Below are 13,967 nucleotides of genomic sequence, written 5' to 3' on the forward strand. Positions count from 1 at the left end.
ACCTACACCTGTCCGTGCCGTGCCAGCGCCCACTCTACATGCTCACGCACCAGTGCCGACGGGTCATCCCGTCGGGCCTTCAAGGCCTCCAGCACCGGAATCGTCGAAGGGGCATTGCCCAACCCCACCGCCAGGTTTCGCAGCCAGCGTTCATACCCCGCTCGCCGCAATGGCCCGCCTTCGGTCTTGCGCAAAAAGGTCTTTTCATCCCACAGGAACATCTCGGCCAACTCGGCATTCTCCAGCCCATGCCGGGGCTGGAAGTCACTCTCCTGGGTGGGCCGGGCAAAGCGGTTCCACGGGCAGACGATCTGGCAGTCATCGCAGCCGAACACTCGGTTGCCCATCATCGAACGCAACTCGACGGGAATCGCACCCTTCAGCTCGATGGTCAGGTACGAGATGCAGCGCCTGGCATCCAGCACATAGGGGCCGACAAATGCTTGGGTCGGGCAGATGTCCAGGCACGCCTGGCAGCGCCCGCAGTGCTCGCTGGTATGTGCTTCGTCCACCGGCAGCTGCAGGTCGACGAACAGCTCGGCAAGGAAGAAATAGCTACCGGCCTTGCGATTGAGCAGCAGGGTGTTCTTGCCGATCCAACCCAGCCCGGCTTGCTCGGCAATTGCCTTTTCCAGCACCGGGGCGCTGTCGACGAACGCCCGGTAACCGAACGGGCCAATGTCTTCCTGGATGCGATCGGCCAGGTGCTGCACGCGTTTGCGCACCAGCTTGTGGTAGTCGCGGCCAAGGGCGTAGCGCGATACGTAGGCCTTTTCTGGCTGGGCCAGGCGTTGCGCCATCTGCGTGTCGCCTGGCAAGTAGTCCATGCGCAGCGACACCACCCGTACCGTGCCGGGGATCAACTGGTCAGGGTGGGCACGCTTGCCGTCGTGAGCGGCCAGGTACTCCATTTCGCCCTGGTAGCCAGCGTCGAGCCAGCGTTGCAGGTGTTGTTCGTGCTCGCCAAGGTCCACACCGGCGATGCCGACGTGGGCAAAACCGAGTTCTCGGCCCCAATTCTTGATCGATTGGGCCAGTGCGGCGAGGTCAAGTGTGCAAGCGGACATGGATGGGCAAGGCAATACGGGCTCAGGTGCGTATAATTCTGCCAGACATTGGAGCCTTTGACCCCATGCCCCAGACCAAACACCCAGGTAATGCCCCGCAACTGCTCAGCAGCGTGACCGTCGCGCACCTGCCGGCAAGGCAGGCGCATGCCCATAAAGGTGATTTTGGCCATGTGCTGGTGGTCGGTGGCGACCTCGGCACCGGCGGCGCGGTGCTGCTCAGTGCCGAGGCGGCGCTGCGCTGTGGCGTGGGCCTGGTCAGCGTGGCAACGCGGCCGGAACATGTCGGTGCGAGCCTGGCCCGCCTGCCAGAAACCATGTGCCTGGGCGTGAGTTCGGCCAATCAGCTGATGGGCGTGCTGGAGCGCGCCTCGGTGCTGGTGGTCGGGCCGGGGCTGGGGCAGGGCGCATGGGGCCGCAGCCTGCTGTCGGCAGTGGCCAATGCCGAGCGCCCGCAGGTGTGGGATGCCGATGCGTTGAACCTGCTGGCGCGCACGCCGCTGGCCCTGCCCAGTGGCAGCATCTTGACCCCGCACCCTGGGGAGGCGGCGCGGTTGCTGGGGATTTCCACCGAGGCCGTTCAGGCCGACCGTCCGGGCGCTGCTCGCAAGCTCGCCCGCCGCTATGCCAGCGTCTGCGTGCTCAAGGGCGCCGGCACCCTGGTGGCCGACCCTGGCGGGCAATTGGCACGCTGTGACCGTGGGCACCCAGCCATGGCCGGTGCAGGCCTGGGCGACGTCCTCACCGGCGTGCTGGCGGCGCTGCTGGCTCAGGGCATGGCGGCCTGGCCGGCGGCTTGCCTGGGTGTCTGGCTGCATGCCTGTGCCGGTGAGCGCCTGGGCGTCAAGGGTAGAGGCTTGGCAGCCAGTGATCTGGCGCCGGTCATTCGTGAGTTGTTGGAGGAGCATTCTGCGTGTCTGGCTTAACCTTGTTTTTGGCCGATGAAGCGGCCATGGTCGCGTTTGGTGCGCGGCTTGCCGAAGTGACCGGCGGTCACGGCGTGATTTTTCTCGAAGGTGACCTGGGGGCTGGCAAGACCACGCTCTCGCGTGGCCTGATCCGCGGCCTGGGCCATACTGGTGCAGTCAAGAGCCCGACCTTCACCGTGGTCGAGCCTTACGAGATCGGAGACGTGCGCGCTTTCCATTTCGACCTGTATCGCCTGGTCGATCCGGAGGAGCTGGAGTACATGGGCATTCGTGACTACTTCGATGGCGATGCATTGTGCCTGTTCGAGTGGCCAGAAAAGGGTGCGGGCGTTTTGCCAAAGCCTGACCTGACCATTACCATAAGCCCCCAAGCGCGCGGACGCTCGCTGAACCTTTCGCCGCAGGGGGCTCGCGGCGAGGCCTGGTGCGTGGCACTGGGCAAACACTAAAAACAGAAAGTGGGGTAGGTATGCGCATACGCGCACTGGTCGCCATCGTTGGTCTGCTGCTGACAACGGTGACCGTTGAGGCTCTGGCCGTCACACAAGTCAAGAGCGTGCGCCTGTGGCGCGCGCCGGACAACACGCGGCTGGTCTTCGACCTGTCTGGCCCCGTGCAGCACAGTGTCTTCACCCTCAGCGCACCTGATCGCCTGGTCATCGACATCAATGGCGCGACCCTGGCCGCGCCGTTGAACGTGGCCACGTCCAATACACCAATCAGCAGCGTGCGTTCGGCCCAGCGCACGCCTACCGACCTGCGCGTTGTGGTCGACCTGAAAAAGTCGGTCACACCCAAGAGCTTCACCCTCGCGCCCAATGCCCAGTACGGTAACCGCCTGGTGGTCGACCTGTACGACCAGGAGGCCGATGCCGTCGCCGCCAGCACGCCGACCCCACCGCCTGTGCCAGTACAAACGCCTGCGACCACGCCGGCCGTGCCGGTGAGCCCGGCCCAGCCGGCCATCAAGCTGCCACCGGTGCCTAGTGGCAAGCGTGACATCGTGGTCGCCATCGACGCCGGTCACGGCGGTGAAGACCCGGGCGCCTCCGGCTCGCGCGGGCAGCACGAAAAAGACATCGTGCTGCAGATCGCCAAGGAACTGCAGCGCCAGATCAACAGCGAGAAGGGCTTCCGCGCCGAGCTGACCCGTACCGGTGACTATTTCATCCCGTTGCGCAAACGCACCGAGATCGCCCGCAAGAAGGGCGCCGACCTGTTCGTCTCGATCCACGCCGACGCCGCGCCATCCAGGGCCGCCTTCGGTGCGTCGGTATTCGCCCTGTCCGACCGTGGTGCCACGTCCGAGACCGCGCGCTGGCTGGCCGACACGGAAAACCGCTCCGACCTGATCGGCGGTGCTGGCAACGTCAGCCTCGACGACAAGGACCGCATGCTGGCTGGCGTGTTGCTCGACCTGTCGATGACCGCCACCCTCAGCTCTAGCCTCAATGTCGGGCAGAAGGTGCTGGGCAACATGGGCCGCGTCACTTCCCTGCACAAGCAGCGGGTGGAACAGGCGGGCTTCATGGTGCTGAAATCGCCAGATATTCCGTCGATCCTCGTTGAAACCGGGTTTATCTCCAATGCCAACGAGGCGGCCAAACTGGCTACCCGCAGCCACCAGCAGGCCCTGGCCCGCTCGATCCATACCGGCGTGCGGCAGTTCTTCCAGCAGAATCCGCCGCCCGGCACCTACATCGCCTGGCTGCGTGACACCGGCAAGATCGCTGCCGGCCCACGTGAGCACACCGTGCGCCCTGGCGAAACCCTGGCCATGCTTGCGGTTCGTTATCAGGTCAGCGTGGCCAGCCTGCGCAGCACCAACAGCCTCAAGACCGATGAGCTGAAGGTCGGCCAGCGTCTCGATGTGCCGGCCACCACACTGGCTTCGCAGCAATGAATGGTGGTTCGCGCATCCAGCTGCTAAGCCCGCGGCTGGCTAACCAGATTGCCGCCGGTGAAGTGGTCGAGCGCCCGGCTTCGGTGGCCAAGGAGCTGCTGGAGAACAGCCTCGACTCCGGTGCCCGGCGCATCGATGTCGAAGTTGAGCAGGGTGGGGTCAAGTTGCTGCGCGTGCGCGACGATGGCGGCGGGATCTCCGCCGACGACCTGCCGTTGGCCCTGGCCCGTCACGCCACCAGCAAGATCCGTGAGCTGGAAGACCTCGAAGGCGTGCTGAGCCTCGGTTTCAGGGGTGAGGCCCTGGCCTCTATCAGCTCGGTGGCGCGCCTGACCCTGACGTCTCGCACGGCCACTGCCGGCGAGGCCTGGCAGGTCGAGACCGAAGGCCGCGACATGACCCCGCGCGTGCAGCCTGCCGCGCACCCGGTCGGTACGTCGGTTGAAGTGCGTGACCTGTTCTTCAACACCCCGGCGCGGCGCAAGTTCCTCAAGGCCGAGAAGACCGAATTCGACCACCTGCAGGAAGTCATCCGCCGCCTGGCCCTGGCCCGCTTCGATGTCGGCTTCCACCTGCGCCACAACGGCAAGAGCATCCTCAGCCTGCACGAGGCCCATGATGAAACCGCCCGTGCGCGGCGGGTCGGCGCCATTTGCGGCGCTGGCTTCATGGAGCAGGCGCTGCCCATCGATGTCGAGCGCAATGGCCTGCGGCTGTGGGGCTGGGTAGGGCTGCCGACCTTCTCGCGTAGCCAGGCCGACCTGCAGTACTTCTTCGTCAACGGCCGGGCGGTACGCGACAAGCTGGTGGCCCACGCTGTGCGCCAGGCGTACCGGGACGTGCTGTTCAATGGTCGGCACCCGACCTTCGTGCTGTTCCTGGAGCTTGAGCCCAACGGCGTCGACGTCAACGTGCATCCGACCAAGCACGAAGTGCGCTTTCGCGAAGGGCGTTCGGTGCACGACTTCCTTTACGGTACCTTGCACCGTGCTCTGGCCGATGTGCGCCCGGAAGATCAATTGGCCGCGCCCGCCGCCGTTGCCGAAATCGTTCGCCCCAGTGGCCAACAGGCCGGTGAGTTCGGGCCTCAGGGTGAGATGCGCCTGGCCTCGCCGGTGCTTGAACAGCCTCGGGCACCGCAGTTTTCGATTTCCAATGGTGGCAGTGGCGCGGGCTATCAGTCCCAGTACAGCCCGCGCCCGTCCCAGCCGTTGCCGGCAGCCGAGTCGCAAGCCGTCTATCGCGAGTTCTACAAGCCGCTGGCCGACGGCGCCGAGACGCCGTCGGCGCTGCCCGAAAGCCAGGGCGACATTCCACCGCTGGGCTACGCCCTGGCCCAGCTCAAGGGCATCTATATTCTGGCCGAGAACGCCGTCGGCCTGGTGCTGGTGGACATGCACGCTGCGCATGAACGGATCATGTACGAGCGGCTCAAGGTGGCCATGGCCAGTGAAGGCCTGAGCGGTCAGCCACTGCTGGTGCCCGAATCGCTGGCGATGAGCCAGCGCGAAGCCGACTGCGCCGAGGAACACGCCCAGTGGTTCCAGCGCCTGGGCTTCGAGCTGCAGCGCCTGGGTCCCGAGACTTTGGCGATCCGGCAGATCCCGGCGTTGCTCAAGCAGGCCGAGGCCAACCGCCTGGTACAGGATGTGCTCGCCGACCTGATGGAATACGGCACCAGTGACCGTATTCAAGCGCACCTCAACGAACTGCTCGGCACCATGGCCTGCCACGGCGCCGTGCGCGCCAACCGGCGCCTGGCCATCCCCGAGATGAACGCACTGCTGCGCGACATGGAAAGCACCGAGCGCAGCGGCCAGTGCAACCATGGCCGGCCGACCTGGACCCAGATGGGCCTGGACGACCTGGACAAACTTTTCCTGCGCGGTCGATGAGATGAGCGGCAAGCCCCCAGCAATATTCCTCATGGGCCCGACGGCGGCCGGCAAGACCGACCTGGCCATCGAGCTGACCAAGGCCCTGCCGTGCGAACTGATCAGTGTCGATTCGGCGCTGGTCTACCGCGGCATGGACATCGGTACCGCCAAGCCTTCCAAAGAGCTGCTGGCGGCTCACCCACACCGGTTGATCGACATTCTCGACCCGGCCGAAAGCTACTCCGCTGCACATTTTTGCACCGATGCCTTGCAGGCCATGGCCGAAATCACCGCGCGCGGCAAGATCCCGCTGCTGGTCGGCGGTACCATGCTGTACTACAAAGCCTTGATCGATGGCCTGGCGGACATGCCGCCGGCCGACGCCAGTGTGCGTGCCGAGCTGGAAGCCCAGGCGCGCGAACTGGGCCTGGCCGAATTGCACCGTCAGCTGGCCGAAGTGGACCCGGAATCAGCGGCGCGCATCCATCCGAATGACCCGCAGCGGCTGATACGTGCACTTGAGGTTTACCGGGTCAGTGGCGAGAGCATGACGGCGCATCGCCAGCGTCAATACGCGGAAAGTCGCGGCGCAGACGCAGGCGCTGACGGACATTTGCCCTATACTGTCGCGAGTTTGGCGATTGCTCCTACAGATCGTCACATTTTGCATCAGCGAATTGCGTTACGATTTTCGCAGATGCTGGAACAGGGCTTCATCGACGAGGTCCGATCGCTGCGAGCCAGAAGTGACTTGCACGCCGGGTTGCCGTCTATACGGGCAGTGGGGTACAGGCAGGTCTGGGACTACCTGGATGGCAGGCTAAGTGAGAATGAGATGCGAGAACGCGGTATCATTGCCACTCGCCAGCTGGCCAAGCGGCAGTTCACCTGGTTGCGCGGCTGGTCCGACGTCCACTGGCTCGACAGCCTGGCCTGCGACAATCTGTCCCGCACCTTGAAATACCTGGGAAGCGTCTCCATATTGAGCTGAGTCCCTGCTAATTGCCGTCTATTCTTGCGAAGGGGCGGCCTAATTTATCGATTTTCTTGATTTTCTATTATTTATCCTTACAGGAGTGCGGCATATGTCAAAAGGGCATTCGCTACAAGACCCTTACTTGAACACTTTGAGAAAAGAAAAGGTTCCGGTTTCCATTTACCTGGTCAACGGGATCAAGCTGCAGGGCTCGATCGAATCGTTTGACCAGTTCGTGGTGCTGCTGAAGAACACCGTCAGCCAGATGGTGTACAAGCACGCCATTTCGACTGTGGTGCCTGCTCGTCCGGTTCGCCTGCCAAGCCCGTCCGATTCCGAACACGGTGACAGCGAGCCAGGCAACGCCTGATAGGAGCCTGCATTGTTCTTTGAGCGCCACGGTGGTGGTGAACGGGCGCTGCTCGTTCACTTGGAAGGACAGAACCCTGAGGCGCGCGAAGACCCGCAGGAGTTTCAGGAATTGGCTTTGTCGGCCGGGGCGGACATCGTCTCGCTGGTGACCGTGTCACGGCATCAGCCTACAGCCAAATACCTGATTGGCAGCGGCAAGGTCGAAGAATTGCGCGACCGGGTCAAAGCCGATGAGGTCGACCTGGTGATTTTCAATCACACCCTCACGCCCAGCCAGGAACGCAACCTCGAACGTGTCTTCGAGTGTCGCGTACTTGATCGCACCGGGCTGATTCTCGATATCTTCGCCCAGCGGGCGCGTACCCATGAAGGCAAGCTGCAGGTCGAACTGGCCCAGCTCGAGCACATGAGCACGCGGCTGGTACGCGGCTGGACGCACCTTGAGCGGCAAAAAGGCGGTATCGGCCTGCGCGGCCCGGGTGAAACCCAGCTGGAAACCGACCGCCGCCTGCTGCGGGTGCGCCTGCGACAGATCAAGGCACGCCTTGAAAAAGTGCGTAGTCAGCGCGAACAGGCCCGCCGCGGCCGACGCCGCGCCGAGCTGCCGTCGGTCTCGCTGGTGGGTTACACCAACGCCGGCAAGTCCACCCTGTTCAACGCCCTGACTCAATCCGATGTCTACGCCGCCGACCAGCTCTTCGCCACCCTCGACCCGACTTTGCGCCGACTCGAGCTGGATGACCTTGGGCCGATCGTGCTGGCCGACACTGTCGGCTTCATTCGCCACCTGCCGCACAAGCTGGTCGAGGCTTTTCGGGCTACGCTCGAAGAGTCGAGCAACTCCGACCTGCTGCTGCATGTGATCGACGCGCATGAGCCCGACCGCATGGAGCAGATCGAACAGGTTCTGGCGGTATTGGGCGAGATCGGCGCCGAAGGCTTGCCGATCCTCGAGGTGTATAACAAACTCGACCTGCTCGAAGATGTCGAGCCGCAGATCCAGCGCGATGCCGATGGCAAGCCGGAGCGGGTCTGGGTATCGGCACGAGACGGGCGTGGCCTGGAGCTGGTTGGCCAGGCGATTGCCGAGTTGCTGGGGGATGATCTGTTTGTCGGCACCCTGTGCCTGGAGCAGCGTTTTGCCCGCTTGCGCGCGCAATTCTTTGCCTTGGGGGCGGTGCAGAGTGAAGAGCATGATGAAGAAGGGCGCAGCCTGCTGAGCGTGCGACTGCCCAGGGTCGAGTTGAATCGTCTGGTCAGTCGCGAAGGCATGGAGCCGCAAGTGTTTGTCGAGCAACACACTTTGCAATAAATGCTCGTCGAGGTCGCCGGGCAGCAGTGACAGGCATTCTGTAGCATTGGACGGCGCGCCGTGGGCGCGTCTTTGCTTTATCAGATGGAGAGCGCTATGGCTTGGAACGAGCCGGGTGGCAACTCGAACAATCAGGATCCCTGGGGCGGCCGCCGTGGTGGCGGTGGCGGCGGTGGTGACAAGAAAGGTCCGCCGGATCTGGACGAGGCCTTCCGCAAACTGCAGGACAGCCTGAACGGCATGTTCGGCAGCGGCAAGAAACGTGGCGGCGGTGACCGCAATGTCGGCAGGGGTGGCGGCTACGGCCTGCTGGGCATTGGCCTGGCGGTGCTGGCGGCTATCTGGCTGTACAGTGCCGTGTACGTGGTGGACGAGCAGGAGCAGGCCGTTGTGCTGCGCTTCGGCAAGTACTACGAGACGGTAGGTCCCGGCCTGAACATCTACTTCCCGCCGATCGATCGCAAGTACCTGGAAAACGTCACGCGTGAGCGTGCCTACACCAAGCAGGGGCAAATGCTGACCGAAGACGAGAACATCGTCGAGGTGCCGCTGACCGTCCAGTACAAGATCACCAACCTGCAGGACTTCGTGCTCAACGTCGACCAGCCAGAGGTGAGCCTGCAGCATGCGACCGACAGTGCCCTGCGCCACGTGGTGGGTTCCACCTCGATGGACCAGGTGCTGACCGAAGGCCGTGAGCAGATGGCCGTGGACATCCGCGAGCGCCTGCAGCGCTTCCTCGACAACTACCGCACCGGCATCACCGTCACCCAGGTCAACGTACAGAGCGCGGCAGCCCCGCGTGAAGTGCAGGAAGCCTTCGATGACGTGATCCGCGCCCGTGAAGATGAGCAGCGCGCCCGCAACCAGGCCGAGTCCTACGCCAATGGCGTGGTGCCGGAAGCCCGTGGTCAGGCCCAGCGCATCATCGAGGATGCCAACGGTTACCGCGACGAAGTGATTGCCCGCGCCAAGGGTGAGGCCGACCGCTTCACTAAGCTGGTTACCGAGTACCACAAGGCACCTGACGTGACCCGTCAGCGTCTGTACCTCGAAACCATGCAAGAGGTCTACAGCAATTCGAGCAAGGTCATGGTGGCAACCAAGGACGGGCAGAACAACCTGCTCTACCTGCCGCTGGACAAGATGGTCGAAGGCAGCCGCAACACGTCCGCACCGACCAGCAGCGTGTCTGCGTCGGTCAACGATGCGGCCGCGCGTGCGGCGCAGGACCTGCAACAGCAACAACAGCCGCTGCGCACTAGGGAGAGCCGCTGATGAGCAATAGATCGCTGATCGCCCTGATCGCCGCTGTGGTGCTGGCCGTCGTGGCCTGGAACTGCTTCTACATCGTGTCGCAGACCGAACGCGCCGTGCTGCTGCAATTCGGCCGTGTGGTCCAGGCGGATGTCCAGCCAGGCCTGCATGTGAAGGTTCCTTATGTGAACCAGGTGCGCAAGTTCGACGCCCGTCTGATGACCCTTGATGCTCCGACCCAGCGGTTCCTGACCCTGGAGAAGAAAGCGGTCATGGTCGACGCCTACGCCAAGTGGCGCGTCAAGGATGCCGAGCGCTTCTACACCGCCACGTCCGGCCTCAAGCAGATCGCCGACGAGCGTCTGTCGCGTCGTCTGGAAAGCGGCCTGCGTGACCAGTTCGGTAAACGTACCCTGCACGAAGTGGTCTCCGGTGAGCGTGACGCGTTGATGGCTGACATCACCGCTTCGCTGAACCGTATGGCCAACAAGGAGCTGGGTATCGAGGTGGTCGACGTTCGCGTCAAGGCCATCGACCTGCCGAAGGAAGTCAACCGCAGCGTGTTCGACCGTATGAGCACCGAGCGTGAACGTGAGGCTCGCGAGCATCGCGCCAAGGGTAACGAACTGGCCGAGGGTATCCGTGCGGATGCCGACCGTCAGCGCCGTGTACTGCTGGCCGAAGCCTACCGTGAAGCTGAAGAAACCCGCGGTGACGGTGACGCCCAGGCGGCCGCCATCTACGCCAAGGCCTACACCCAGGACGCTGATTTCTATGCGTTCCACCGTAGCCTGCAGGCGTACCGCGAAAGCTTCTCCAGCAAGAGCGACGTGCTGGTCCTGGACCCGAAGAACGAGTTCTTCCGCTACCTGGACAAGAGCAAGCCTTGATGCTCTGAGCCCGTTCTCATTGGGGTAACGCCCCGCCTGGCAGCTAAAACACCAGGCGGGGTGCATCCTGAATGAAAAGGGGTGTATGATGAGGCAGCCGGGAAATTTCCCGGCTTTTTTGCGTCTGCAAGGTTGATTGGCACACGGCCAGTTGACGGTTTGGTCAGGTCGCAAGGCAATTCGAGGGTATTGGGTACGGTGGCTGCGCTGGGATCAGTGCTGCCCGCTGCTGTGCGCCGATACCTGCTTTACTGACGGCTCGCCACAGGCAGGCCGCCCGGACCAGAGGGGAAATGGCGTAATGGCAACGGTAGACCGCTGGCTGCTGCCAGATGGCATCGAGGAAGTACTGCCACCTGAGGCTGCGCGCATCGAGATCGCGCGTCGCCAGGTGTTGGACCTGTTCCAGAGTTGGGGCTACGAACTGGTTGTCACCCCGCATATCGAGTATCTGGAGTCGCTGCTAACCGGCGCCGGCCAGGACCTGGATCAGCGCACCTTCAAGGTGGTCGACCCGCAGTCCGGACGCCTGATGGGCTTCCGTGCCGACTTCACCCCGCAGGTGGCGCGTATCGACGCCCACACCCTGCGCCGTGAAGGCCCGAGCCGCCTGTGCTATGCCGGCAGCGTGCTGCACGCCCAGCCGCGTGCACTGTCGACCTCACGCAGCCCGATCCAGCTGGGTGCCGAGCTGTACGGCGATGCCAGCCCCACCAGCGATGTCGAAGTCATCAGCCTGATGCTCGCCACGCTGCAACTGACCGACGTCGCGGATGTGCACATGGACCTCGGCCATGTCGGCATCTACCGCGGCCTGGCGCGTGCCGCCGGGCTGTCGGGTGCGGTCGAGCAGCAGCTGTTCGATGCTCTGCAGCGCAAGTCGGTCGATGAAGTGCAGGCACTGACTGCCGACCTGCCTAAAGACCTGGGCAACATGCTGCGTGCCCTGGTCGAGCTGTGCGGCGGCCGTGAAGTGCTGGCCGAAGCCCGCGTGCGCCTGGGCCGTGCCCCGGCCAGCGTGCTGGCGGCGCTGGACGACCTGCTGGCGATCGCCGATCGCCTGGCGTCGCGCTACCCGGACCTGCCGCTGTACTTCGACCTGGGCGAGCTGCGTGGTTACAACTACCACACCGGCGTGGTGTTCGCCGTGTTCGTGCCGGGCGAAGGTCAATCGATCGCTCAGGGCGGTCGCTATGACGACATCGGCGCCGATTTTGGCCGGGCACGCCCGGCCACCGGATTCTCCACGGATTTGAAGACCCTGGTCACACTGGGGCGAGCGGAGGTCGTATTGCCAACTGGCGGCATCTGGATGCCTGACAGTGGCGACGCGGCCCTCTGGCAGCAGGTCTGCCAGTTGCGCAACGAGGGCCAGCGTGTGGTCCAGGCTTTGCCTGGCCAGCCGTTGAGTGCTGCTCTCGAGGCGGATTGTGATCGGCAATTGATTCAGCAAGACGGGCGCTGGCAGGTTCTGCCGCTGACCCAGTGAGTTTCTGCGTCGGCAGTAGGCCGGCAACCAAGTTTGCGTGAATGAGGACCAATGTAATGGGTAAGAATGTCGTCGTCCTGGGCACCCAGTGGGGTGATGAGGGCAAAGGCAAGATCGTCGATCTGCTGACCGAACATGCTGCCGCCGTAGTGCGCTACCAGGGTGGCCACAACGCGGGCCACACCCTGGTGATCAACGGTGAAAAAACCGTTCTGCACCTGATTCCGTCCGGCATCCTGCGTGAAGGCGTTCAGTGCCTGATCGGCAACGGCGTGGTCGTTGCTCCAGATGCCCTGATGCGTGAAATCACCAAGCTGGAAGAGAAGGGCGTACCGGTGCGTGAGCGCCTGCGCATCAGCCCGGCTGCGCCGCTGATCCTGTCGTACCACGTGGCCCTGGACCAGGCCCGCGAGAAGGCCCGTGGCGAAGCCAAGATCGGCACCACCGGCCGTGGTATCGGCCCAGCGTACGAAGACAAGGTCGCACGCCGCGGCCTGCGCGTCGGTGACCTGTTCCACCGTGAGCGTTTCGCCGCCAAGCTCGGTGAGCTGCTGGACTACCATAACTTCCAGCTGGTGAACTACTACAAAGAGCCGGCCATCGACTTCCAGCAGACCCTGGACGAGTGCATGGCCTACGCCGAGCAGCTCAAGCCGATGATGCTCGACGTCACCGCCGAGCTGCACAACCTGCGCCGCGCCGGCAAGGACATCATGTTCGAAGGCGCCCAGGGCTCGCTGCTGGACATCGACCACGGTACCTACCCGTACGTCACCAGCTCCAACACCACTGCTGGCGGTATCTCGACCGGCTCCGGCGTTGGCCCGATGTACCTGGACTACATCCTCGGTATCACCAAGGCCTACACCACCCGCGTCGGTTCTGGCCCGTTCCCGACCGAACTGTTCGACGAGACTGGCGCTACCCTGGCCAAGCGTGGTCATGAGTTCGGTTCGACCACCGGCCGTGCCCGTCGCTGCGGCTGGTTCGATGCCGTCATCCTGCGTCGTGCCATCGACGTCAACAGCATCTCGGGCATCTGCCTGACCAAGCTGGACGTACTGGACGGCCTGGAAACCATCAACATCTGCGTTGGCTACAAGAACGAGAACGGTGCTGTCATCGACGCGCCTTCCGATGCCGACAGCTACATCGGCCTGGAGCCCGTGTACGAAGAGATGCCAGGCTGGAGCGAGTCGACCCTGGGTGCCAAGACCCTGGAAGAGTTGCCAGAAGCTGCTCGCGCTTACATCAAGCGCATCGAGGAGCTGACCGGCGCGCCGATCGACATCATCTCCACCGGCCCGGACCGCAACGAGACCATCGTGCTGCGTCATCCGTTCGCCTGATCCGCTTTCCAGGCTGATCTGACGCCGCGACCCCGCAAGGGATCGCGGCGTTTTTTTTTGTATGCCTGGGCTGCTAGACCTTGGCGCATATCCCTGCTGTTCCCGGCATAACCCTTGCTGTAAGAAGTTTCTGTAGATGCCATCAAAATAGTGGCGCCAGTAAACACGAGGGTTACACCGTGTCTGCCATCCTCTCACTGTTACGAAGCCGCCTTTTGCGGCCTGTGTTTGTTGCCCTTGGTATCGCCCTTTTGGTGCAGGTACTGGTGGCCGTTGCGCTGACCCGAAGCACCGTCACCGCCCTGGAGGCTGACCTTGGCGAGCGCCTGGGCACCGACAGCCACAAGCTTGCCAGCGAGCTGGAGCAGGCCGGGCAGGAGGTGCGCTCGGGCCTCGACAGCCTCTCCAGCAGCACGCGTCAGCGCCTGAGCGCGGGGTTGTCCACGCGCCTGCAGAACGAACAGCAGCAACTGCGTACGACCCTGGAAAAGAACCTCAAGGATTCCGCCAACGACATGGCTGAGCTGCTGGCCTCGGTGGCGCCGC

Annotated in this window: 12 protein-coding genes; 11 read left to right on the forward strand and 1 reads right to left on the reverse strand. The window is 63.7% G+C overall.

Annotated elements, in window-relative coordinates; translation table 11 throughout:
* Positions 1-2 precede the first annotated feature (2 nt).
* Positions 3-1,067, reverse strand: coding sequence for a tRNA epoxyqueuosine(34) reductase QueG (queG, locus tag DJ563_RS23485; protein ID WP_434518417.1), 1,065 nt, complete (start codon positions 1,065-1,067; stop codon positions 3-5).
* Positions 1,068-1,132: 65 nt separating this feature from the next.
* Between queG and DJ563_RS23490 the strand changes: the two genes are divergently transcribed.
* The 11 genes from DJ563_RS23490 to DJ563_RS23540 all read left to right on the forward strand — a co-directional run bounded on the left by DJ563_RS23490 (position 1,133) and on the right by DJ563_RS23540 (position 13,421).
* A complete protein-coding gene (locus DJ563_RS23490) occupies positions 1,133-1,993 on the forward strand; it encodes an NAD(P)H-hydrate dehydratase (protein ID WP_434518418.1) in 861 nt (286 codons plus the stop codon).
* A complete protein-coding gene (gene tsaE, locus DJ563_RS23495) occupies positions 1,981-2,445 on the forward strand; it encodes a tRNA (adenosine(37)-N6)-threonylcarbamoyltransferase complex ATPase subunit type 1 TsaE (protein WP_033701813.1) in 465 nt (154 codons plus the stop codon). Before DJ563_RS23490 ends, tsaE begins: the two co-directional genes overlap by 13 nt.
* Positions 2,446-2,465: 20 nt before the next feature.
* Positions 2,466-3,899: an N-acetylmuramoyl-L-alanine amidase gene (locus tag DJ563_RS23500; RefSeq protein ID WP_156311294.1), complete on the forward strand. Its 1,434-nt coding sequence runs from the start codon at positions 2,466-2,468 to the stop codon at positions 3,897-3,899.
* Positions 3,896-5,794 carry a DNA mismatch repair endonuclease MutL gene (gene mutL / locus DJ563_RS23505; protein WP_274098728.1) on the forward strand — a complete coding sequence of 633 codons (1,899 nt, stop codon included), beginning with the start codon at positions 3,896-3,898 and terminating at the stop codon, positions 5,792-5,794. The genes DJ563_RS23500 and mutL overlap by 4 nt, the downstream gene beginning before the upstream one ends.
* Before the next feature lies 1 nt (position 5,795).
* The gene (miaA, locus tag DJ563_RS23510) at positions 5,796-6,767 is read left to right on the forward strand and encodes a tRNA (adenosine(37)-N6)-dimethylallyltransferase MiaA (RefSeq protein WP_047582306.1); all 972 of its coding nucleotides are present in this window, start codon (positions 5,796-5,798) and stop codon (positions 6,765-6,767) included.
* Between the two features lie 94 nt (positions 6,768-6,861).
* Positions 6,862-7,122: an RNA chaperone Hfq gene (gene hfq / locus DJ563_RS23515; RefSeq protein ID WP_003258160.1), complete on the forward strand. Its 261-nt coding sequence runs from the start codon at positions 6,862-6,864 to the stop codon at positions 7,120-7,122.
* Positions 7,123-7,134: 12 nt separating this feature from the next.
* Entirely contained in the window at positions 7,135-8,436 is a 1,302-nt protein-coding gene (gene hflX / locus DJ563_RS23520) for a ribosome rescue GTPase HflX (RefSeq protein ID WP_033701809.1), read from the forward strand.
* A 96-nt stretch (positions 8,437-8,532) separates the two neighbouring features.
* The gene (gene hflK / locus DJ563_RS23525) at positions 8,533-9,714 is read left to right on the forward strand and encodes an FtsH protease activity modulator HflK (protein WP_033701807.1); all 1,182 of its coding nucleotides are present in this window, start codon (positions 8,533-8,535) and stop codon (positions 9,712-9,714) included.
* The gene (gene hflC / locus DJ563_RS23530) at positions 9,714-10,583 is read left to right on the forward strand and encodes a protease modulator HflC (protein WP_033701806.1); all 870 of its coding nucleotides are present in this window, start codon (positions 9,714-9,716) and stop codon (positions 10,581-10,583) included. The genes hflK and hflC overlap by 1 nt, the downstream gene beginning before the upstream one ends.
* Positions 10,584-10,884: 301 nt before the next feature.
* On the forward strand, positions 10,885-12,072 hold the full coding sequence (locus DJ563_RS23535) for an ATP phosphoribosyltransferase regulatory subunit (RefSeq protein WP_033701805.1): 1,188 nt from the start codon (positions 10,885-10,887) through the stop codon (positions 12,070-12,072).
* A 56-nt stretch (positions 12,073-12,128) separates the two neighbouring features.
* A complete protein-coding gene (locus tag DJ563_RS23540) occupies positions 12,129-13,421 on the forward strand; it encodes an adenylosuccinate synthase (RefSeq protein ID WP_008095424.1) in 1,293 nt (430 codons plus the stop codon).
* The last annotated feature ends 546 nt before the right edge of the window (positions 13,422-13,967 follow it).

It is taken from the genome of Pseudomonas sp. NFX1 (assembly GCF_051123555.1).
GTDB lineage: Bacteria > Pseudomonadota > Gammaproteobacteria > Pseudomonadales > Pseudomonadaceae > Aquipseudomonas > Aquipseudomonas capeferrum.

What these genes read in the sequence shown, in the direction of transcription:
- DJ563_RS23540 (WP_008095424.1), top strand. Translation starts at nt 12,129, where the DNA reads ATGGGTAAGAATGTCGTCGTCCTGGGCACCCAGTGGGGTGATGAGGGC.
- hfq (WP_003258160.1), top strand. Translation starts at nt 6,862, where the DNA reads ATGTCAAAAGGGCATTCGCTACAAGACCCTTACTTGAACACTTTGAGA.
- DJ563_RS23490 (WP_434518418.1), top strand. Translation starts at nt 1,133, where the DNA reads ATGCCCCAGACCAAACACCCAGGTAATGCCCCGCAACTGCTCAGCAGC.
- hflK (WP_033701807.1), top strand. Translation starts at nt 8,533, where the DNA reads ATGGCTTGGAACGAGCCGGGTGGCAACTCGAACAATCAGGATCCCTGG.
- hflC (WP_033701806.1), top strand. Translation starts at nt 9,714, where the DNA reads ATGAGCAATAGATCGCTGATCGCCCTGATCGCCGCTGTGGTGCTGGCC.
- queG (WP_434518417.1), bottom strand. Translation starts at nt 1,067, where the DNA reads ATGTCCGCTTGCACACTTGACCTCGCCGCACTGGCCCAATCGATCAAG.
- mutL (WP_274098728.1), top strand. Translation starts at nt 3,896, where the DNA reads ATGAATGGTGGTTCGCGCATCCAGCTGCTAAGCCCGCGGCTGGCTAAC.
- miaA (WP_047582306.1), top strand. Translation starts at nt 5,796, where the DNA reads ATGAGCGGCAAGCCCCCAGCAATATTCCTCATGGGCCCGACGGCGGCC.
- DJ563_RS23535 (WP_033701805.1), top strand. Translation starts at nt 10,885, where the DNA reads ATGGCAACGGTAGACCGCTGGCTGCTGCCAGATGGCATCGAGGAAGTA.
- DJ563_RS23500 (WP_156311294.1), top strand. Translation starts at nt 2,466, where the DNA reads ATGCGCATACGCGCACTGGTCGCCATCGTTGGTCTGCTGCTGACAACG.